This window comes from Saccharibacillus sp. O23, assembly GCF_002205895.1.
Classification (GTDB): Bacteria; Bacillota; Bacilli; order Paenibacillales; family Paenibacillaceae; genus Saccharibacillus.
In genome coordinates, this window is the sequence record NZ_NJDE01000013.1 from 54,867 (window position 1) to 76,382 (window position 21,516).

Here is a 21,516-nt window from a genome sequence, read left to right on the forward strand (position 1 = left end):
GCAATAAGAAGCGTCGAAGGGAATCCAGTAGCGTTCGGAATCGTACTCTCAGAGAGCCGCCGGTTGGTGTGAGGTGGCAGACGGTCGAACCGCGAATTACGTCCCGGAGCTTCCCGTCGCCGAACCCGCGAGAGCGGAAGGGACGGGACGGAATCGTCCACGTTATCGGGCGGCTAAAGTGGAAAACGCGCCTTGCTCCGATCTATGGCGCCTTTTCAATAAGGGTGGTACCGCGATTAAGACTCGTCCCTGCAGAAATGCAGCGGGCCGGGTCTTTTTTGATTTTCATTTTCAGATTCCGAAGGAGGAACCCCCTAATGACCAACGAACACACGCCGATCGAAGCCAATGCCCTGCTGGACGATCTCGAATACAGAGGGCTGATCTACCAAGTCACGCACCGCGAAGAACTGCAGAAGAAGCTGAGCGAAGAAAGCGTCACGCTGTACAACGGGTTCGACCCGACGGCGGACAGCCTGCATATCGGCCACCTGCTGCCGGTGCTGACGATGAGACGTTTCCAGAATGCCGGACACCGTCCGATCGCTCTCGTGGGCGGCGGTACGGGCATGATCGGCGATCCGAGCGGCCGTTCGACCGAACGTTCGCTGAATACGGCGGATACGGTCGCGGATTGGACGCGCAAACTGCAAAATCAACTGTCGCGCTTCCTCGATTTCGGAGAAGGCGGCGCGCCGGTCCCGGCGAAGATGGTCAGCAACTACGACTGGCTCGGCCCGATCACGATGATCGACTTCCTGCGCGACGTGGGCAAGAACTTCACGGTCAACTACATGCTGGCCAAAGACTCGGTCGATTCGCGTCTCGCGAACGGCATCTCGTTTACCGAATTCTCGTACATGATCCTGCAAGCGTACGATTTCCAACGTCTGCATGAAGACGAAGGCTGTTCGCTGCAGCTCGGCGGAAGCGACCAATGGGGCAATATCACGGCGGGTCTCGACCTGATCGGCAAAAACGGCGGCGGCGACGCTTACGGCATGACGATGCCGCTGGTCACGAAGAGCGACGGCAAAAAGTTCGGTAAATCCGAATCCGGCGCCGTCTGGCTCGACCGCAGCAAAACGAGCGCGTACACGTTCTACCAGTTCTGGATCAACACGGACGACGCCGACGTGATCAAGTTCCTGAAATACTTCACGTTCCTGAATCGCGAAGAGATCGAAGCGCTCGAAACGGAACATCTCAAAGCGCCGGAAAAACGCGTCGCTCAGCGCGAACTCGCCCGCCGCGTGACGGAACTGGTTCACGGCGCGGACGCGGTAGAAAGCGCGGAGAAGATCACGGCCGCGCTGTTCTCGGGCAGCTTCGCCGAACTGAACGAAGCCGATCTGGCCGAAGCGCTGGCGGATATGCCGAGCGTCACGGCCGAAGCGTCTTCCGAACCGCTGCTGATCGACCTGTTGGTCGAAGCCGGTGCGGCTCCGTCGAAAGGCCAAGCGCGCAAAGACATTCAGAGCGGCGCGATCTCCGTCAACGGCGAGAAACGCACGTCGATCGAAACGACGATCGGAGCGGAAGACCGTCTGCACGGCACGACTCTCGTGCTGCGCCGCGGCAAGAAGAACTACTACGTCGTGAAGTTCGAAGGCTAAGAATTAGGCCGGATCGGCCTCGGCCGCTTACAGCATCCGAAAGGAACCGAAAGGTTCTTTTCGGATTTTTTGCGTCGATCCGGACTGCCGGAACGCAGTCGCCTCGTCGGCAGACTGACGGCGTTCTCCCGCGTTTGGTCCTTAGCGCCGCGCCTTCACAAATGCCCGAGTTCGATCGCCTGACGGAAACGGGCGGCGAAACGTTCCGCACCCGGTCCGAACGCGCGCGCTTCGGAGCGTAAGAAACCGATCTGCATGTCGGGTTGTCCCACGTCCGCGATCTCGATAATCTTGATACGACCCGACTTCCAGAGCGGATGCCGATAAAAAGAAAAATCGTGTCCGATGCTGCCCGCAAGTCCGTTGTCCAACACGCTGGTCACCGCTTCCGAATTGTTGGTCCAGAACAAGACGGACAGCTCGCCGTGCATGTCGGCGAACCGATCGACGAAATCATGCACGAACCGGTCGTTGTACAGGGCAAGCTGGTGCTGCATAAGCTGCTTGGGCGCGACGCGATGATACTGGGCAAGCGGAGATTCGCGATGGGCCGCGACCACCAGTTTGCCGGCATACATCGCGCTGAAACGAAGTCCGTTCAAATGTTCCAACTGCTTGTCGTAGATCGCGATAAATCCGAGGTCGGTGCGCCCTTGCCGCACGTCTTCCGCGATGTCCATAGAACCTTTTTCTTCAATGGAGATATGAAGCTGCGGATGTTCGGATTTCATCTGCGCGGTCGTTTCGATGAGATAAGGCATGACGCTCGGAAAAGTGGCGACTGCGATCGAACCGCTGAGCGGCTTGTCGCGGTCGATCGCGGAACGCAGCAGATCGACGCGCTGCAAAATCTCGATCGCCTGTTCGATCAACCGTTTGCCTTCCTCCGTCGGAACCGCGCCCTGCCGGGATCGCTCGAATACGTTCAGTTCCAGCTCTTCTTCCAGTTTGCGCACCGATTGGCTGATCGCGGATTGAGTCATGTGCATCTGCGAAGCGGCGGCGGAAAAAGAGCGCGTTTTGGCGATTTCGACGATATAAGCAAGCTGCTCCAAATTCATGAGAGATTCTCCTGTCATTAGTTTCATTAATGGAATCATTAGTATCTATTATTATAAATGAAGGATGCGCTCGCGATATAATAAAATTTGAATAGAACGTTTTTTAAATAGTTGACAGAAGGAGAGATCGATCATGAAAGCAGCAGTCTGGTACGGCAAACAAGACGTCCGGGTCGAGGAACGCGAAGAGCGCAGCGTACAACCGGGTCAGGTCAAAATCAAAGTGGAATATGCCGGCATTTGCGGCAGCGATCTGCATGCGTATCATCACGGGGTAGGGATTCAAGAAGGACAAGAGCACCCGTTATCCGGTCAAAAAGCTCCGCTCGTGCTCGGCCACGAGTTTTCCGGCGTCGTAGCGGAGATCGGCCCCGACGTAACCGGAATCGAAAAAGGGCAGCGTGTCGCGGTCGAGCCTCTGTACCATTGCGGAGTCTGCGAATATTGTCTGCAAGGACATTACAATCAATGCGTCGATTTCGGATTCGTCGGATTGAACGGTGACGGCGGATTCGCGGATTACGTCGTGGTAGAAGCTTATATGGTTCATGCTCTTCCGGACAACGTCTCGTTCGAAGAAGGCGCGCTGGTCGAACCGACCGCGGTCGCCATGCACGCCGTGCGCCACAGCAGCCTTAAAGTCGGACAGAAGGTCGCCGTGTACGGAGCGGGACCGATCGGGCTGTTGACCGTACTGTGCGCCAAAGCGGCCGGAGCGTCGCAGGTGTACGCGGTCGACGTATTCGACGAACGGCTGAAGCTTGCGGAGAAACTCGGCGCTATTCCGGTGAACAGTTCCGAAGTCGATGCCGCGCAGGCGATTCAAGAGCAATCCGGCGGAATCGATATCGCTTTTGAAGCGGCGGGCGTTCAACCCACGATGGACAGCGCCGTGTCGGTGGTGAAAAAAGGCGGACAGGTGGTGGTGATCGCCGCCATTCCGGAACCGCTCAAAGTCGACTTTTTCCAAATGCTCGTCAAAGAAGCGACCGTTACGGCAACTCTGGCTTACCGTCATATCTTTCCGGAGATCATCGCTTTGATCGAGGCGGGAGCGCTGGACGTCAAGTCGGTCATTACGCATAAGATCGGACTGGACGATATTGTCGACGAAGGGCTGGAACTGCTGATTCGCGACAAGAGCCATGCGAAGATTCTGGTGAAAATCGGCGGTTGATCCTTCGCTTGAAGCGGGCGATCGAGATCCGGCAAGAAGTTGCAGCCAACGGACAGCGCCATTCGGCGAATGTCGGTTGGCTTGATTTTTAAATGCATAAAAAAATTACCGAAATCTAGATTTAATCCAACAAAATACGTCGCGAATTGACCATATTCTTATATTTTGCGTATAAGAATAAGGAAATTTTCTTTCAAATTTGCTTCCCGATTACGTTTTCGAGCGAAAACGCTACCACGGTCCGGGGCGAGGAGCTTTTCTTTTCTGCCGTTCTCAGTGTACACTAGAGCCTAAGCTCCCTTTCGACGCTTATTCCAAGGTTTACGATTTCCTGAAATGCACGCGCTTGCGGTGCGATTCCGTCGGAGACTTCGTACATGCTTTAGGTACGAAATCTCAGGGGAGCGTAACCTTACGTTTAGTGTTGATAAGGGCTTAAGCACAGGTTCAGTCTTCGATCGAGCGCTTTAATTTTGCTGATGAGGTGAAAAGAGATGTTGAAAAAATACAAGTACGTCGCTCCTGAGAACGGTTACCCGGAATGGAACAATAACCCTGAAATCTTCCAATTAAACCGCCTGGATGCCCGCGCGGCTTTGACTCCTTATGCCGATGCGGAGGAAGCGTTGAGCGGAAGCGCGACTTCCAGCCGCGTGCGTTCGCTGAACGGCACGTGGAAATTCCATCATGTCGATAAACCGGCGGATCGTCCGGAGAATTTTTATGAAATCGGTTACTCGACCGAAGATTGGGACGATATCCCGGTTCCTGCCCATTGGCAGCTGCACGGATACGATTACCCGCAGTACACGAACGTGCGTTACCCGTGGGAAGGACGCGAAGATCTCCAGCCTCCGTTCGCGCCGACCGAATTCAACCCCGTAGGTTCGTACGTGCGGACGTTCGAAGTGCCGGAAGAGTGGGAAGACCGCCCGGTCTATATCAGTTTCCAAGGCGTGGAGTCGTGCTTCTACATATGGGTAAACGGCGATCTGGTCGGATACAGCGAAGACACGTTCACGCCGGCCGAATTCTTGCTGACCCCGTATCTGCGCAAAGGCGAAAACAAACTGGCGGTGCAGGTCTTCCGTTGGTGCGACGCGAGCTGGCTGGAAGATCAGGATTTCTGGCGCATGAGCGGCATTTTCCGCGACGTGTTCTTGTACGCCAAACCGAAAGTGCAAATCGCCGACGTGCTCGCGACGGCGGAATTGGACGACCGGTTCGAAGACGGTTATCTTCAAGTGGGCGTGCAAATCGGCAATCCGTTCGGCAAAAAAGGCGGGACGTACAAGCTGGAAGCCAAGCTGCTCGACGCGTCCGGACGGGAAGCGTCGGCGCGCATGACCGCGGAAGTGGATGTGCAAAAAGACCTTCTGTATGCCGCCGACTTGTCCGCTGCCGTGCCGAAGCCGGCAAAATGGTCGGCCGAAACGCCGAACCTGTACACGCTTGTCTTGTCCCTCTCGGACGAGAACGGCGAAGTCGAAGCGGTGAAGTTCCGCGTAGGATTCCGTCATTTCGCGATCGAAGATGGCGTAATGAAGATCAACGGCAAACGCATCGTGTTCAAAGGCGTGAACCGTCACGAATTCAGCGCCGACAGAGGACGTTCCGTTACGGAAGAGGACATGATCGCGGACATCAAATTGATGAAGGCCCATAATATCAATGCCGTGCGCACTTCGCATTATCCGAACCAGCCGCGCTGGTACGATCTGTGCGACGAATACGGACTGTACGTGATCGACGAGACGAACTTGGAAACGCACGGAAGCTGGGAATACGGACAGACCGAAGAAGCCGAACGCACCGTGCCGGGCAGCAAGCCGCACTGGCGCGCCAACGTGCTGGATCGGGCGAATTCGATGTACCAGCGCGACAAGAACCATGCGTCGATCATCATCTGGTCGCTCGGCAACGAATCGTGGGGCGGCGAGAACTTCCTGCATATGGCGAACTTCTTCCATGCGGTAGACAAGACCCGTCTCGTGCATTACGAAGGCACCTTCCATGCGCGCGAATGGGACGCCGCTTCCGATATCGAAAGCCATATGTACACGACGCCTCAGAATGTCGAGAAATACGCGCAGGAGAATCCGCAGAAGCCGTTTATCTTGTGCGAATACAGCCACGCGATGGGCAACTCCTGCGGCAACCTGTTCAAGTACACGGATCTGACGTATAAATATCCGGTACTGCAAGGCGGCTTTATCTGGGACTGGATCGACCAAGCGATCCGGACGAAGACGGCGGACGGCGTCGATTATCTGGCGTACGGCGGCGACTTCGGCGATTCGCCGAACGACGGCACGTTCTGCGGAAACGGCCTTATTTTCGCCGATCGCACGGTGACGCCGAAGCTGCTCGAAGTCAAGACGTGCTACCAGAACGTTCGTTTCGAAGAGATCGATCTGAACAACGGTTTGGTTCGCGTGTACAACGACTTCCTGTTCACGGATCTGAACCGCTACAAACTGACTTGGGAAACGGCCCGCGAAGGCGTAGTGGTCGAACGCGGCACGCTGCCTCTGCAATTGGCTCCGGGCGAAAACACCGAGATCGTCGTACCGTTCACTCTTCCGGCATCCGCGGGAGAGTATACGCTGACGCTGTCGCTGAGCGAACAGGAAGACCGTTTCTGGGCGGCGAGCGGCCACGAGATCGCGTTCGGTCAATTCATTCTGCCTCCGGCGGGCGAAGAAGCGCCGGCGGCGCAGCCGGCTTCCGGAACTCCGCTCAAGACGGAAGACGACGGTCAGAAGCTGACCGTGACGGGCGAACAGCTGGCGGTCGTGTTCGACAAAGAAAGCGGCGATCTGTCTTCGCTACTGTGGCAAGGACAAGAGCTGCTGCTCGCCGCCGTGCGTCCGAACTTCTGGCGCGCGCTGACGGATAACGATCGCGGCAGCAAGCTCGACGAGCGCAGCGCGATCTGGCGCGAAGCCGGCCGGAACCGCAAGCTGCTCCGCTTGGACGCTTCGGAAACGCAAGGAACGGTCGTCTTGAAGACTCTGCTCGCGCTGCCGACGGCTCCGCAATCGGAAGTCGAACTGACGTACGAAGTCTCGGGATCGGGCGGGATCGCCGTCTCGATGACGTTCAAGCCGGGCGAAGGACTGCCGGAAATTCCGGAGATCGGTCTGCTGCTCGAACTTCGCGGCGATCTGGACACGCTGCAATGGTACGGCCGCGGCCCGCACGAGAACTATTGGGACCGCCATCAGAGCGCGCGTCTGGGCATCTACTCGGGCAAAGTGGCCGATCAGGTTACCCCTTACCTGCGCCCTCAAGAAGTCGGCAACAAGACCGGCGTGCGTTGGGCCGAGCTGACCGACGCTTCCGGCAGCGGACTGCGCGTGGAAGGTTCGCCGGAAGTCGAACTGAACGCGCTGCCTTACAGCCCGGAAACGCTGGAAGCTTGCGACCACGGATACAAGCTTCCGAAGTCGGACCGTACCGTGCTGCGCGTGAACCATCGTCAGATGGGCGTAGGCGGCGACGACAGTTGGCAGGCGGTAACGCACGAAGAGTTCACGCTGCCTTCCGACCGGACTTACGCGTACCGGTTCACGCTCCGCGGCGTGCAAAGCGAACAATAAGCGTTCGAACGGCAAATCGGTTACAATAATATAAGCGTCAAACCGGAAAACGGCCTTCGCGGGCCGTTTTTCTTCGTTGTTCGGCAGTCGGGCGAAGCCGCTCGATTCATTTAGAATCAAGCTTTGAGAAAGAAGGGATCTGCGATGAGACCTCATGTACAAACCTCCGATCCGGCGGATACGCAAGGCGGAAAATCTGCGGCGCACGGCGGCGTCTATCCCGATATCGCCCGCCTGATCGGCGATACGCCGATGGTGCGCCTGGGTCGTACCGCTCCGAAAGGCGCGGCCGAAATCTTCGTGAAGCTGGAATATTTCAATCCGTCCGGCAGCGTCAAAGACCGCGCGGCGCGAGGCTTGATCGAAGCCGCGGAACAAGCCGGCAAGCTTCGTCCGGGAAGCACGATCATCGAACCGACCAGCGGCAATACCGGCATCGGTCTGGCGATGATCGCGGCGGCGCGCGGCTACCGGGCGATTCTGGTCATGCCCGACAATATGTCGCGCGAACGGATCAATCTGCTCAAAGCGTACGGCGCTCGGGTCGAACTGACGCCGAGCGCGCAGCGCATGCCCGGCGCGATCGCGCGGGCGCTGGAACTTCAAGCGTCGATTCCCGACGCCTTCATTCCGCAGCAGTTCGAGAACCGGGCGAATCCCGATGCCCACCGGGGCACGACGGCGGTCGAGATTCTGGAGCAGACGGAAGAAAGGCTCGACGCGTTCGTCGCCACGGCGGGAACGGGCGGCACGATTACCGGAACGGGCGAGACGCTCCGGGCGTCGCTGCCCGGCCTGCATATCGCCGTGGTGGAACCCGAAGGCTCGCCGGTGCTGTCCGGCGGTTCGCCGGGTCCGCATAAGCTGGTCGGCACCAGCCCGGGCTTCGTGCCTTCGATTCTGAACACCGGAGTCTATGACGAGATCATCCGCGTGCGGGACGAAGAAGCGCTGGATACGATGCGGAAGCTGGCTCGTCTGGAAGGCATGCTGCTCGGCCCGTCTTCGGGCGCTTCGGTGTTCGCCGCCATGAAGATCGCCGAGCGGCTCGGACCGGGCAAACGCGTCGTCTGCATCGCTCCGGATACCGGAGAACGTTATTTGAGCATGGGATTGTTCGAAGAGCCGAAATCCGAATAGAAAAGAGGAAAACGTCTGAGCCGAAAAAATTTGACGATCGCCGCGCTGCCGGGTTACCCGGAAGAGATCGGGCGTTGGCTGTGGGGAATGGAAGACGTGCGGCGCACGCTGCTGGATCTGGTCCGCGGGCTGAAGCCGGAAGAATTGGATCGCAAACTCGAAGGACAGGCTTCGACGGTCGGTTCGCTGCTGTACCATATCGCGCTGATCGAAGCCGATTGGCTGTATGCGGAAGTGTTGGAGAGCGAGCCGGGACCGGAGATCGAGACATGGTTTCCGGCGTCGCATCGCGATGCGGAAGGCCGATTGAGTCCGGTCGGCGGCGAGAGCTTCGAACAGCATTCGGAGCGGTTGTCGGCGGTCCGCAAAGACTTCTTGGAGCATTTTCGCTCGATCGGTCCGGAAGATTGGCGTCGTCCGCGCACGCTGCCGGATTACGATGTCACGCCCGAGTGGGTCGTCTACCATCTGATCGAACACGAAGCGCATCATCGGGGACAGATCGCGCAGATGGTCAAGCAGCTGAGAAGCTGATCGCGTGTTCGAACCGTACGACTCGGACCAAGCAACGAACCCATTCGGTGCGCGTCCGCTCATTTCCAAAAAACGAAGGAGGACTCCCGATGAACGAACCGAAGCTTGCTATCCGCGCCCTACCGGGTTACCCGGAAGAGATCGGGCGAATGCTGTGGATGATGGAAGACGTGCGCCGCGAACTGTTGGAGAAGCTGGAAGGCATCACTCAGCAGGAACTCGATGCGCCGCAGGGAGAAAATAAGACGACCGTCGGAGCGCTGCTGTACCATATCGCGGACGTAGAGACGAGCTGGCTGCATTTCGACATGTTCGGACGGAAAGACTTGGATCCGGAGATCGAATCGTGGTTCGCCGCGCCCACCCGGGACGAGCAGGGCGAGATCTGGTGCCCGCCGGGCGAGAGCTTGGAGCGGCATTTGGAACGTCTGGCGGCGGTCCGTAGAGACTTTCTGGATAAACTCCGTTCGATCGATGCCGAAGATTGGCGCACGTACCGTCTGCTGCCGGACGAATACGAAGTGACGCCCGAGTGGATCGTGTATCACTTGATCGAACACGAAGCGCATCACCGCGGCCAGATCTTCCGGATGTTGGGGATGATGCGGCGTTCGTCGAGAAGCTGAACGTCCGGCATACGTTTGCATGATGCAGATTCGCATATTCGGTTAAATGCCTTCGACATCAGCCTATGAGCAAGCGAACAGCCCGCCTCCGGTAAAGAGCGGGCTGTTCGTGATGTCCTGTTGTTCGATCCCGAGGATCGGTTTATGTTTTTTCCGAGATGATCGTCCCCGTATGGGCTTCGACCATCCGGATTTTCCGGTCTTCGTCCGGTCCGAACGGCTTGTAGTACGGAAGATAAGTCCGCTGCGAAGAATGTTCTCCGTAATGGAGCTCCCAGCAGAGACGAAGGTCCAATGCCTGCAGAAGCCGCAATTTCGCTTCTTCGGGCGTCAGGGCAGGGACAACGGACAGCTGCCGCAGTTCTTCGGCGTCCAGATCGGCGCCCATATAATGAACGACGAATCCCGTCGAGCGGTTGACGCCGATCGATACGTGATGCCAGAAGCCGGGAACCCCATTTTTGCAGACGGAAAAGCGGAAAACGGGGTTGCGGCGTCGAAAAGCTGCGACAGACTCTGCGGTTTTCGCGTTATCGTCCGGGTGCAGCGGTTCGTCGACAGAATCGTCTTCGTCCGCTTCGCGCTCGTCGAGCCGCAGATAAGGCAAGATGCCGGGATCGGCCGCATGCAAAAATCGCAAAGCGATCTGCAGGCAAGCATTATCGTCGAGACTCAGGCCGCCGCGTTCTTCGCGCAAATCCATAAGTCCCGAGAGCCGTCCCGATTCGCGGTCGATTCGAACTTTGATCGTGTCCTCGTTAAGCGTCTGCATATAACCGTCCAGCGTATAAGGAACCTGAAGATCGCGATTCGAAGCCGCCGATCTGCGGCGGTAAACGATCGTCCGTTCGCCGCCCATATCGGCTTCCCGCAAGAGCTCGAAGTCTTCTTCGCGTACTCCGATCCATTCCAGCGGCGAAGTCGGCGAACAGGCACCTTTCTGCTGCCGGAACCTCTGCATGAAATCCGCGATCGGCCCGTTTTCTCCCGCGCACGGATCGAACTTCGGGTCGTCGACTTCATTAGGCCGGGGATCGGCTTCTCCGCTCCGCAGCGCCGGAATTCCTGTCAGGAAAGGTTCGGGCACGTAGAGCAGATGCAGCCGATCGTCGCCTTCCGCATACACCGACTCGTGCAGCATGTTGACATAAAGCTTCATCTCAAGACCGCTCGCGATTCGGTCCAGCGCTTCCTGCGGCGTGAGCCGATCTTCAGGCAGTACAGGCTGAGGACGCGACCCGAAATACTTGAATGCCGACACGAAGCCCGAACGATGCAGGTCGATCTGATAACCCGAGCGGGGCAGCGGCATGCCCGAAGCATACTGATAAGCGGTAAAGAAGATACGGTCGCCCCGATCTTCCGCTTCCGGTCGGCCGAACAGATCCGGCGCGTCGGGATAATGGTCGCGTACGAAGCGTTCGCCGATCTGAAGCAGTTCTTGCTCGTTCAAACGCGGCCGGTCTGAAGCCTCGCCGTAAAGTCCGGGATCGACCGCGTAATCGGTCAGCTCGCCTTCGACGTTCAGCGTCACCGATAAGCCGAACTCGGTGCCGGGTTTGTTCCAAACGAACAGAAGCTCTTTGATCTCGTCGCCTTGCCGAAACACTTCTTCGATAAACGGCTGCAGCCTTGCTTCTTCCAGAGCGGTTTCACGCCGCATGAACGTTTGGGCTTGACTGCGAAGCTGACGCAGCTTTTCGGCGATTTCTTGTTCCGCCGGGGCTTCGTGTTTGCCGTACATATCGCCGAGCCTCCGTTTGTCGGATTCGTCGGAATCTCCGCGAGCCGTGGAACGATCGAGTCCGCGTTCCGCCATCTCGTCCCGGTAATGTTCGCGCAGCAGCTTAAGCGCTTTGCTCTGCAGCGTCTTCACCGTTCCCAGCGGAAGTTCCAACAGTTCCGCCACCTCCGTCTGCTTGAGATCGTGCAGGTATCTCAAGATGACGATCCGGCGGTATCGGGAAGGCAGATCGGCCAAAGCTTGCAGCAGGTCAAGGCGGCGGTCGTGATCGGCCGATGCGGGATCGAGCCGTTCTTCTTCGATGCCGCCTGACGGTATCGTTCGGCGGTTCCGCTGCAGCAGGCTCAGCGAAGCGTTGATGACGATACGCGTCAACCATGTACGAAAGTAAGCCGGTTCCTTTAATGAAGGCAGGGCGACCAGCGCGCGGCAGATCGCTTCTTGAACGACGTCTTCGGCGTCGTTGCGGTCGCGGACATAATAGCCGGCTACGCGCAGCATCCGCGTGCGCTCCGCGCCGATCAGTTCGGCAAAAGCCTGCGAGTCTCCGCCCGCGGCCCGACGAACCAGCAGATCCGAATTCAATGAATTTCCTCCTTTTCGAAACAGCGTTCACGGATTGGATCGGCGGGCGCGGCAAAAGGTTTTAATTTTTCAAAAAAATCCGCAAGTCAGAATCCGTCCGTCGGCCGCGTCCACGCCCATGACCAGACGCCCGGATTCCCGATGCTCCATTCGGTAGGCCAAGCGATAGCGTTCGGCCGCGGGGCCGGTTCGTTCAAGCGTCCAGACCGGCTTGGCGCGCAGGGAGGCGAGCAGCCGCCGCCGGGCTTCTTCTTCGGAAAAAGCGGGGACCGCGGAAAGCGCCGCAAGCTCCGCCGCATCGATATCCGAACCGAGATAGAACGTCGGCCTGCCGCTGCCGCGATCGATCTCGACGTTGACGTCCGCTTCAAGCTCCCGCTTGAAGATCGGCAGTCCGTTTTTGCGTACGGCGAAGCGGAAAGACATCGTCTCGCTGCCGTCCTCCGATTCGGCGTCTAAGAGATCTTGCGCCGGCGGAAATACATTCTCTTGCAGCGCATAGACCAGAAAAGGAGCCAGTTCCGGCTGTTCCCGCCGCGCGGCTTCCAGAGCCTGCGCGCAGCTTTCCTGCCGGTCCGGCGGTACGGTCTCCGCATGCGAATCTTCCCGATCCGGAAGAAGGTTCGCGTACGGCTTGACGGCCGGCGATTGTTCTTCGGCATCGGCCGGAAGCAGAGAAGCGTACGCTTCGGCCATATAGACCAGATGCAGCCGATCGTCGCCCTGCTCGTACGCTTGTTTATGCAGAAAATGAATGCCCAATTTCAGCGTCAACCGGTCCGCGAAGATCCGTAACGCTTGCTCGGGCGTTCGCGATTTTGCAGGCCGGGCAGGTTCGGGTTTTCGCCCTTCGAAGATGAAGACGGACACGAAGCCGATCGGATTGACCTCGATCCGAAAACCGGATTCCGGCAGCGGAATACCGGACGCGATCTGCGTGTAAACGAAGGTCGCGCCGGCTTCGTGTTCGCGGACTTCGCGCCCGTCGAAACCGGCAGGGAAATCGGGGTATTCCTCGCGCGCGAACGTTTCGGCGGCGTTTCGAAGTTCCGCGATCGTCAGCGCCGGACGGTCTTGCGGCGAAGCCGTATGCAGCTCGCTGCCCGCCGCATAATGAACGAGCCGCCCGTCCGCTCCGAATACGGCGGACAAAAGGAGATCGCCGTCTTCGTTTTCCCGCATGAAGGCCGTTTGCGGCGCTCCGTTTCTCCCGATCTCCTGCTCCTCGCTGTCCAGAAAAGCTTCGATATCGTCGAACATAAGCAGCGACTCCGCCAAAGCGCGCGCCTTGGCGCGCATCTCGGAACGTAAAGTTTCCGTAAGCGGTTTGGCTGCCGGATTTCCTTGCTGCTGTTCCATGGCTGATGCCTCCTTGCATGAGTGGAATGGCTGGTCGACCTTTGGATTCATCATACCATATCCGCGCCGCGCGGCTCTGCAGCGAAGGTTCACGATGCGGCGAGGCGGGTATATGGTCCCCAAGCCAGATTAGCCGGATGCCGCGCGACGGATGCGCGCAGCGCAGGACAAGAATCGGACTTGACGTTTTTTATGGAAGAAAGCGGATCCGGCTCCGACGAAGGAGAGGATAAGATGGCAAAGCGGGATGCTTATTTCGACAACATGAAGTTTTTGCTGATCTCGCTCGTCGTGATCGGACATCTGATCGAGCCGCTCAGCGGACAAGCCGCTTTTCGGCCGTTATATTTGTTTATTTATTCGTTTCATATTCCGTTGTTCGTGCTGATTTCGGGCTTTTTCTGCAAAAAGATCACCAGCGGCGATTACCGCATCAAAGTGGTCGGTTCTCTGATCGTGCCTTACCTGATCTTCGAGAGCTTGTATTCGCTGTTCGATTATTTCGTGATGGGCGCGGACAAGCTGCGATTCTCGTATTTCACGCCTTATTGGTTGATGTGGTTCATCTTCAGCATGATCATCTGGAAAATGCTGCTGCCTTACGCCGTGAAGATCCGCTGGGCGCTGCCGATTTCGCTCGTCATCGCCATTCTGGCCGGGTACGCCGCGGACGCGGAGTATTACGCCAGCATTTCGCGGACGATCGTCTTTTTCCCGTTTTTCTTGGCGGGTTATTACTTGGATAAAGAAACGATCGACCGCGTGCGGACGCCGCTCGTTCGCGCCGCCGCGATCGCGGTGTTGGGCGCCGCCGCGTTCGTTATGATAAAATACGGAAGCGGGCTGCGTCCGGAATGGTTCTACGGCAGCCTGCCTTACCGCGCGATCGACCATCCGGAATGGACGGCGGGGCTGTACCGCGTGCTCGCTTACGCCGCGGCCGCTCTGATCGGCGGATCCGTCATGGTGCTCATGACGGGGCGCAGCGTGCCGCTCGCGTCGTCGCTCGGCCGGTATACGCTCTATGCGTATCTGCTGCACGGATTTATCGTCAAAGGATTGATCGCGGCCGGATTCTACGAAAATTACGGAGAATCCGCATGGACGCTGCTGCTGATTCCGTCGGGGCTCCTGCTTACGGCGGCTCTATCGTCCGCCTTCGTGCGAAGCCGATTCGGCTGGCTGCTCGAACCGAAGCTGGATCGCCTGTTCAAGAGGCAAAATCAAGACGGCGGAGCGGAAGCAGGCCGATAAATCGTTTTTAAGAAAGACCGAAAGAGAGGAAGATCAAAATGACCGAATCGAATCAAGATTTTTCGAAGTCGTCCGGCGAACAACGGCCGGCGCGCAAAAAGCTCGGAGACCTGCCGATCTCGGTGCTCGATCTGTCGCAGATCGTCGAAGGCAAAACCGCGGCCGACGCTTTCCGGGACAGTCTGGATCTGGCGCGGCATGCGGAAAAATGGGGCTATAACCGCTACTGGGTAGCGGAACATCATAATATGCCGGGCGTCGCCAGCTCGGCGACTTCCGTCGTGATCGGTTATCTCGCGGCCGGCACTTCGACGATCCGCGTCGGCGCGGGCGGCATCATGCTGCCGAACCATGCGCCGCTGGTCATCGCCGAACAGTTCGGCACGCTCGAATCGATGTATCCCGGCCGGATCGATCTGGGGCTGGGACGCGCGCCGGGCAGCGACCGGCGCACGTCGCTTGCGCTGCGGCGCGACCTGAACAGCGGCGAAGACTTCCCGCAGCTTCTGGAAGAACTGAGAAGCTACTTCGACGCGTCGAAGACTTCTTATCATGCGCCGCTTCGCGCCGTTCCGGGCGAAGGCTTGGACGTTCCGATCTGGCTGCTCGGCTCCAGCGACTTCAGCGCCCGCTTGGCGGCTTATCAAGGTCTGCCGTTCTCTTTCGCGGGCCATTTCTCGCCGGATTATCTGGATCGGGCGCTGGAAGTTTACCGCAGCACGTTCCGGCCTTCGGACATTCTGTCGGAGCCTTACGTGATGCTGGGCGTTTCGCTGATCGCGGCCGATACGCAGGAGCGGGCGGAATTCCTCTCGACCACGATGCAGCAGCAGGTCGTCGCTTTGACCCGCGGACGTCCCGGCAAGATTCAACCTCCGGCCGATCTGTCGTCGCAGCTCGATCCGCTCGAACTGGCGGCCGTGCGCAAACGGATGGAATCGGCCATCGTCGGCGATCGCGAGACGGTCGAGCAGAGGCTCCGAGCGTTGGTCGAGCGGACGCAGGCCGACGAGTTGATCGTGACCAGCGGGATTTACGACCACGGCGAACGGCTTCGTTCGTACGAGATGCTGGCGGACGTCGCGGCGCTTCGCGGTCGGGAGACCGTAAGCTGAATAACGAATACGCGAACGCGTGTGCGTAATTTTTTCGGAAAATTCGCTTTTTCGCGCGACCTGAAGCCTGAATAATGCTATAATGAAGGAATCACGCGATTGCGAGGAGGAAGCGGTTTGGCAAAAGGCAAAGTAGCAAAACGCCCGACCCGCGACGAGTTTGTTCTGGAAGAAATAGGGAATCAACTGACTGAGGCCTACCAGGAGAAATCCGTTGTGGAATTGACGGTCTGGGGAGTGGAAGAAGCGGTTCGGGGCATGATCGTCAAGATGGACCCGCGAACCGGAAGAGTGCATGTCGAACAAGGCGAAGACATGCGCAAAGTCCCTTTTATGGACATTATGGCGGTGAACTATCCGCGCGATTGACGGCTTCGGCCGTCCGGGGCTTGTACGCCCCAAGCAGGCGATCTGCACCGCGGAAGTTTCGAGCCTGAAGAAATACAAAAAAAAGCTCTGCCCGGACGTTTTCCGGATAGAGCCTTTTTTCTGGTTGTTCGCTTAAACGGCGGTTACCGATTCTTTGCATTCGTCCGAGCAGTAATGACTGTGCTCGTCGGCGCAGGATTCGCAGACCAGATGCTGAAGATTGCATACCGGACAGTTGACGTATACGTCCGTCGGCTCTTCGCAGTGATAGCAGGTCCCGACGACGCTCGGCGCCACATGGTTGATCGGTACCGAGATGCGTTCGTCGAATACATAGCATTTGCCGTCGAACAGATCGCCTTTGACCTCCGGGTCTTTGCCGTAAGTGACGATGCCGCCTTCGAGTTGGCCGACGTCCGCGAAGCCTTCTTCGAGCATGAAGCCGGTCAGCTTCTCGCAGCGGATGCCGCCCGTGCAGTACGTCAAGATCGTTTTGTCTTTGTGTTCCGACAGATTCTCGCGGATCCACTGCGGGAACTCGCGGAACGAATCGATATCCGGGCGAATCGCGTTGCGGAAATGGCCCAGATCGTATTCGTAGTCGGTCCGTCCGTCGAGCACGATCACGTCGTCGCGTTGAAGCTGCTCGTGGAACTCTTTCGGAGACAGGCGTTTGCCGAACGTGACGTTGGGATCCAATTCTTTTTCGTAACGGAACGTGACCAATTCTTCTTTGTGGCGCACGAAGATTTTCTTGAACGCATGGCCTTCGGATTCGTCGATCTTGAATACGGTATCCGCGAAACGCTCGTCGGCCAGCAGGTCTTTCATGTATTGTTCGGTCTGCTCGTACGTGCCCGACAACGTGCCGTTGATGCCTTCGCTCGCGATGAGGATGCGTCCTTTGACCCCGAGGTCTTTGCAGTACTGCAGATGTTCCGCCGTAAAGGCGGCCGGATCGTCGATTTTGACGAATTTATAGAAAAGCAAAATGCGGTACGGCTGATTTTCCATCTATGATCACCTATAATCTCATTGATTTTTGCCGCCGCTTCCTGTAGGATGCTGGCGTGCAACTTAAAATTTTAGACTTTTTATCGACATTCGTCAATCGATTCGTTTGCGGATCCGCCAAAGATCGCGAACGGATTTCCTATAGAAGAACGCGAAGAGGAGAGTACAAGAAATGAATTCGCAAAACCCGACGTTCGACCTTTTGTGCCGCAACCATGTAGGACTGGATGCTTTTTCGACTTACGAGATCGGAGGAGAAGCCCGGCATCTGGCGCTTCCGCATACGCTCGAAGAACTGAAGATCGTACTCGAAGGCGCCAAAACGAAAGGATTGAATCCGTTCCTGTTCGGCATGGGCTCCAACACGTTGTTCCCGGATCGTCCGGACGAAGACATGCTGTTCTTTTCCTTGAAAGAACATATCGAATTCAAACTGCTGCCGGGCCGCTTATTCGTGTCGGGAGGCACGCCGATGACGCTGCTCGCGCTTTTCGGGCTGTACACGGGCATCTCGTCTTTCGATTTCATGTTCCTGCTGCCGGGCACGCTCGGGGCGGGCGTCTACATGAACGCGAAATATTTCAGCCACCAAGTCAGCGACGTGCTGGAAACGGCTTACGTGATCGATAAAGAACATCCGGAGCAGGGCATCATTCCCGTGCCGCTCGCGGGCTGCGAATACGGCTACAAGACCTCGATCTTCATGCGCAAACCGTGGATCGTCGTCGGAGCGGATCTCAAGCTGCCGGTCGATCCGAAGCTTACCCCGGACGAGACGGAAGCGTTGTTCGCGAAACTGCAAGCCAAGAACCTGCCTTCTTCCATGCTTCCGGATTATTACCGGCATTACGCGGGCGAATTGAACATCGCCGCCAAGCAGGGCTTCGAAGTGCGTCAAGAACTGCTCGACGTGATCGCCGACCGCGGAGGCAAGCTGCATTTCGATTATCCGTCATGCGGCTCCGTGTTCAAGAACAACTATACGATCGGCGAGCCGATGGGCAAGCTGGTGGACCGTTTGGGACTGCGCGGAACGGTTCGCGGCGGCGCGATGATCTCCGACCATCACGGCAATATCATTCAGAACCGGGGCGGAGCCAAAGCAAGCGACGTGACCGATCTGGTGAAACTGGTTCAAGAGAAGGTGGAAGCCGAGTTCGGATTCGTGCCGGAGCCCGAGCTCGTGATCGTGTAGACATGGGTCGGAAGACTTAATATTCGTATTTTACGCATTTTTTACAATTTCTTTTTCATTTTTTACCGAATACGGTACCTTCTGATTTGGACAAGTGCTAGAATGAGACACGGACAACCCGATACCAAAAAACGGTTGTCTTTAAAAATGCTCTCAATACGAGATCCAAACAGGAGGCGGTTAGGTGGGTAAGTTTACGCTGTTCAGATCGAAAAGCATGAAAGCGGTGCTGGCGCTGTCGATGGCGGCGTCGATCGAAGTCGGGCTGCTGTCTGCGGTTCCGGCGTCCGCGGAGTCGGCAAGCGATCCGGCGCCGTTCATCAATGCCAAAGTCGTGAACGAAAACGCGGGCAAAAAAGTGCTGTTCGACAACACGCACGGCCAAACGGCCGGCGCGGCGGATTGGGTGATCGACGGCGGCTTCTCCGATTTCGGCAACGGGATCGCGGGCAGCGGGTATTCCGTCAAAGAACTGCGGAAATCGACGCCGATTACATACGCGGATCTGGCCGACTACGACGTGTTCGTGGTGGCGGAGCCGAATATTCCGTTCAAAACGAGCGAACAAGCGGCCATGCTGCAGTACGTGCAGCAGGGCGGCAGCATTTTCTTTGTCGGCGACCACTATAACGCGGACCGCAACAAGAACCGTTGGGACGGTTCCGAATCGATCAACGGCTATCGCCGCGGCGCTTGGGAAGATCCGGCCAAAGGCATGAGCACGGAAGAAAGAAATTCGGCAGCGATGCAGGGCGTCGCCAGCTCCGATTGGCTGGGCGAGAACTTCGGCGTTCGTTTCCGCTACAACGCGCTGGGCGATATTACCGCGAACAATATCGTGGCCGCCGACCAAGCGTTCGGTATTACGGAAGGCGTGAAAGGGGTCGCGATGCACGCGGGCTCTACGCTGGCGATCATGGACCCGACCAAAGCCAAAGGCATCGTGTACCTGCCGAAAACGAACGCGGCTTGGGGCAACGCGGTCGATCAAGGCGTCTACAACGGCGGCGGCGTCGAAGAAGGTCCTTACGTAGCCGTATCCAAAGTCGGTCTGGGCAAAGCGGCGTTTATCGGCGATTCTTCGCCGGTCGAAGACGCTTCGCCGAAATATCTGCGCGAAGAAACGGGCGCGAAGAAAACGACTTACGACGGCTTCAAAGAAGTCGACGACGGCAAGCTGCTGCTGAACACGATCGATTGGCTGGCCGAGAAAGAAACCTATACGAGCTTGAGCCAAGTGGAGAACTTGCAGTTGGACAAGCCGACGGCGCTGCTGCCGTTCGAAGCTCCGGCCGCTTCCACGGAGCCGCAGGCCGAACCGTGGTCGGCTCCGGCCGCCGGCTACAAATGGTGGGATCCGTCGACCTTCAAACCGGGTTCGTACGGCTCGTCGACCAGCGTCAGCCAACCGGAATACAGCCTGATCCATCAAGATCAACTGCCGAACGCGGAACAGTTCCAAATTCGCGTGCAGCTCGGCAACGTCGCGCCGAACGCGACGCTGTCCGGTTTCAGCGCAGGCATCTACACGGCAGGCGGAACGCAGGTGGCGCAGGTGCAGAACGCGGACGGCACATGGCCGAGTTCGTACGGCTACAGCCCGACGTTCAACATTACGGCCGATGCCAAAGGGCTGGCTTACAAAGACCTGACCGTGCGCATCAAACCGGGCACGTCGGGCGCGGCAAGCCTGCGTCTGCGTCAGAACGGGACCAACCTGCTGACCAAGAGCGTCACGATCGCCAACGTGCCCGCGCAGCCTCTGCCGGGCATCGAACAGCCGGGAGCCAACACCCCCGAGCTGAGCACCATCGCTTCGGCCCGCTCGCAGGCGGAAGGCACGAACGTGACGCTCGAAGGCGTGGTCACGACGGAGCCGGGAGCGTTCGGCGGCCAAGCGTTCTACTTGCAGGACGAAACGGCGGGCATCTACGTTTTTCAGAGCCAGAGCGGATTTCATCAAGGCGACAAGATCCGCGTGACCGCTCCGCTGGCGCTGTATAACACGGAACTGGAACTGACGACGCCGACGGCGATCGAGAAAGTCGGCACGGCCGAGCTTCCTGCGGCGAAGATCGCGGATGCCGTAACGGATGCCAATCAAGGTCAACTGATTCAATTGAAAAACGTCAAAGTATCGAATATCGTGTCCGCGACTCCCGCGGGAACGTTCGAATTCGATGCGACTTCGGAGACCGGCATCGTCACGCACGTTCGCGTGGACGGCCGTACCGGCCTTACGCAAGAGCAGTTCGCGTATCAAGAAGGCGACAAGCTGGACATTACGGGCGTATCCGCGATCTTCCGCGGCGCCTTCCAGTTGAAACCTCGCGGCGCGGCCGATCTCGCGCCTGCGGCCGTCACTCAACCGGAAGAACCGGAACAACCGCAGCCGGTGGACGGACCGGCAACGGCCGCTCCGGGAACCCCGGTGCTGTCCGACGATAACGGACACGACAACGGCCTGCAAGACGGCAGCTATAACGTGACCATGAATATGTGGTGGGGCAATAACGGTTCGTCGTACAAGCTGTACGAGAACGGCGCGGTCATCTCCGCAGGTCTGCTGAGCGACGTGACGCCGGGCGCGCAGAAATTGAGCGTGCCGGTCTCCAGCAAATCGAACGGATCGTACGTATACGAGCTGTCGCTGACCAACCGTTTCGGTACGACCCAAAGCGGCAAGCTGACGGTCAACGTCACGGACGCGAACCCGGGTCAAGGCGTGCTGTCGCATGATAATTGGGATCGCGACGGCAGCTATAACGTGACCATGAACCTCTGGTGGGGCACCAATGCTTCTTCGTACGAATTGTACGAAAACGGTCAATTGATCGACGCGCAGAGCTTGAACGCCGCGACTCCGGGCGCGCAGCAGGCCGTCACGAAGGTGAACGGCAAAGCTGCCGGCACGTACGAATACAAAGCCGTGCTGAAAAACGCGGCCGGCGAAACATCGACGCAGATCATCAAGGTCGAAGTCGCGGCAGCGGCAAAAGCCGCTTAATCTCCGATTTTCGGCATCGCCCGAATCTGTTTCGAACCTGAAAGCCGCTTTCGTCGATCGCTTTGCGATCCGCGAAGCGGCTTTTTGATGCCTGACGCGGGTTTCCGAGGAACGTAAA

General features: G+C 58.0%; 15 protein-coding genes and 1 other annotated feature. Of the genes, 11 read left to right on the forward strand and 4 right to left on the reverse strand.

The window, feature by feature from the left end; genetic code table 11:
* The first annotated feature begins 4 nt into the window (after window positions 1-4).
* Window positions 5-254: a binding site (T-box leader), on the forward strand.
* Between the two features lie 63 nt (window positions 255-317).
* Window positions 318-1,616 (forward strand): tyrosine--tRNA ligase, encoded by a 1,299-nt coding sequence (tyrS, locus tag CDO73_RS16985; protein ID WP_088489720.1) that lies wholly within the window; start codon window positions 318-320, stop codon window positions 1,614-1,616.
* A gap of 155 nt (window positions 1,617-1,771) precedes the next feature.
* Here the strand turns inward: tyrS and CDO73_RS16990 are convergent, their stop codons facing one another.
* Window positions 1,772-2,677, reverse strand: a complete 906-nt coding sequence (locus CDO73_RS16990) for a LysR family transcriptional regulator (RefSeq protein ID WP_088489721.1) — start codon at window positions 2,675-2,677, stop codon at window positions 1,772-1,774.
* A gap of 133 nt (window positions 2,678-2,810) precedes the next feature.
* On the opposite strand from CDO73_RS16990, the gene CDO73_RS16995 reads away from it, so the two are divergent.
* The 5 genes from CDO73_RS16995 (at window position 2,811) to CDO73_RS17015 (ending at window position 9,756) form a co-directional block, all read left to right on the forward strand.
* A complete protein-coding gene (locus CDO73_RS16995; protein ID WP_088489722.1) occupies window positions 2,811-3,854 on the forward strand; it encodes a 2,3-butanediol dehydrogenase in 1,044 nt (347 codons plus the stop codon).
* Between the two features lie 494 nt (window positions 3,855-4,348).
* Entirely contained in the window at window positions 4,349-7,456 is a 3,108-nt protein-coding gene (gene lacZ, locus CDO73_RS17000; protein ID WP_088489723.1) for a beta-galactosidase, LacZ type, read from the forward strand.
* 144 nt (window positions 7,457-7,600) lie between these two features.
* Window positions 7,601-8,596, forward strand: a complete 996-nt coding sequence (gene cysK, locus CDO73_RS17005) for a cysteine synthase A (protein ID WP_088489724.1) — start codon at window positions 7,601-7,603, stop codon at window positions 8,594-8,596.
* Window positions 8,597-8,626: 30 nt separating this feature from the next.
* Window positions 8,627-9,130 (forward strand): DinB family protein, encoded by a 504-nt coding sequence (locus CDO73_RS17010; RefSeq protein WP_256972736.1) that lies wholly within the window; start codon window positions 8,627-8,629, stop codon window positions 9,128-9,130.
* Between the two features lie 89 nt (window positions 9,131-9,219).
* The gene (locus CDO73_RS17015; RefSeq protein ID WP_088489726.1) at window positions 9,220-9,756 is read left to right on the forward strand and encodes a DinB family protein; all 537 of its coding nucleotides are present in this window, start codon (window positions 9,220-9,222) and stop codon (window positions 9,754-9,756) included.
* Window positions 9,757-9,898: 142 nt separating this feature from the next.
* On the opposite strand, the gene CDO73_RS17020 is transcribed toward CDO73_RS17015, so the two are convergent.
* Window positions 9,899-12,085, reverse strand: coding sequence for a sigma-70 family RNA polymerase sigma factor (locus CDO73_RS17020; RefSeq protein WP_088489727.1), 2,187 nt, complete (start codon window positions 12,083-12,085; stop codon window positions 9,899-9,901).
* Between the two features lie 69 nt (window positions 12,086-12,154).
* Complete coding sequence (locus CDO73_RS17025) at window positions 12,155-13,444, reverse strand: YcdB/YcdC domain-containing protein (protein WP_088489728.1); 1,290 nt, start codon at window positions 13,442-13,444, stop codon at window positions 12,155-12,157.
* Window positions 13,445-13,678: 234 nt separating this feature from the next.
* On the opposite strand from CDO73_RS17025, the gene CDO73_RS17030 reads away from it, so the two are divergent.
* From CDO73_RS17030 to CDO73_RS17040, 3 genes are all read left to right on the forward strand, one after another.
* Window positions 13,679-14,698, forward strand: a complete 1,020-nt coding sequence (locus tag CDO73_RS17030; protein WP_088489729.1) for an acyltransferase family protein — start codon at window positions 13,679-13,681, stop codon at window positions 14,696-14,698.
* 38 nt (window positions 14,699-14,736) lie between these two features.
* Window positions 14,737-15,813 (forward strand): LLM class flavin-dependent oxidoreductase, encoded by a 1,077-nt coding sequence (locus CDO73_RS17035; protein WP_088489730.1) that lies wholly within the window; start codon window positions 14,737-14,739, stop codon window positions 15,811-15,813.
* A 117-nt stretch (window positions 15,814-15,930) separates the two neighbouring features.
* Window positions 15,931-16,182: a YolD-like family protein gene (locus tag CDO73_RS17040; protein WP_088489731.1), complete on the forward strand. Its 252-nt coding sequence runs from the start codon at window positions 15,931-15,933 to the stop codon at window positions 16,180-16,182.
* Between the two features lie 132 nt (window positions 16,183-16,314).
* Here the strand turns inward: CDO73_RS17040 and trhO are convergent, their stop codons facing one another.
* Window positions 16,315-17,196 carry an oxygen-dependent tRNA uridine(34) hydroxylase TrhO gene (gene trhO, locus CDO73_RS17045; protein WP_088489732.1) on the reverse strand — a complete coding sequence of 294 codons (882 nt, stop codon included), beginning with the start codon at window positions 17,194-17,196 and terminating at the stop codon, window positions 16,315-16,317.
* Between the two features lie 172 nt (window positions 17,197-17,368).
* Between trhO and CDO73_RS17050 the strand changes: the two genes are divergently transcribed.
* Together CDO73_RS17050 and CDO73_RS17055 are read left to right on the forward strand one after the other, a co-directional pair.
* Window positions 17,369-18,391, forward strand: a complete 1,023-nt coding sequence (locus CDO73_RS17050; protein ID WP_088489733.1) for a UDP-N-acetylmuramate dehydrogenase — start codon at window positions 17,369-17,371, stop codon at window positions 18,389-18,391.
* 184 nt (window positions 18,392-18,575) lie between these two features.
* Window positions 18,576-21,398: a DUF5689 domain-containing protein gene (locus tag CDO73_RS17055; RefSeq protein ID WP_088489734.1), complete on the forward strand. Its 2,823-nt coding sequence runs from the start codon at window positions 18,576-18,578 to the stop codon at window positions 21,396-21,398.
* The last annotated feature ends 118 nt before the right edge of the window (window positions 21,399-21,516 follow it).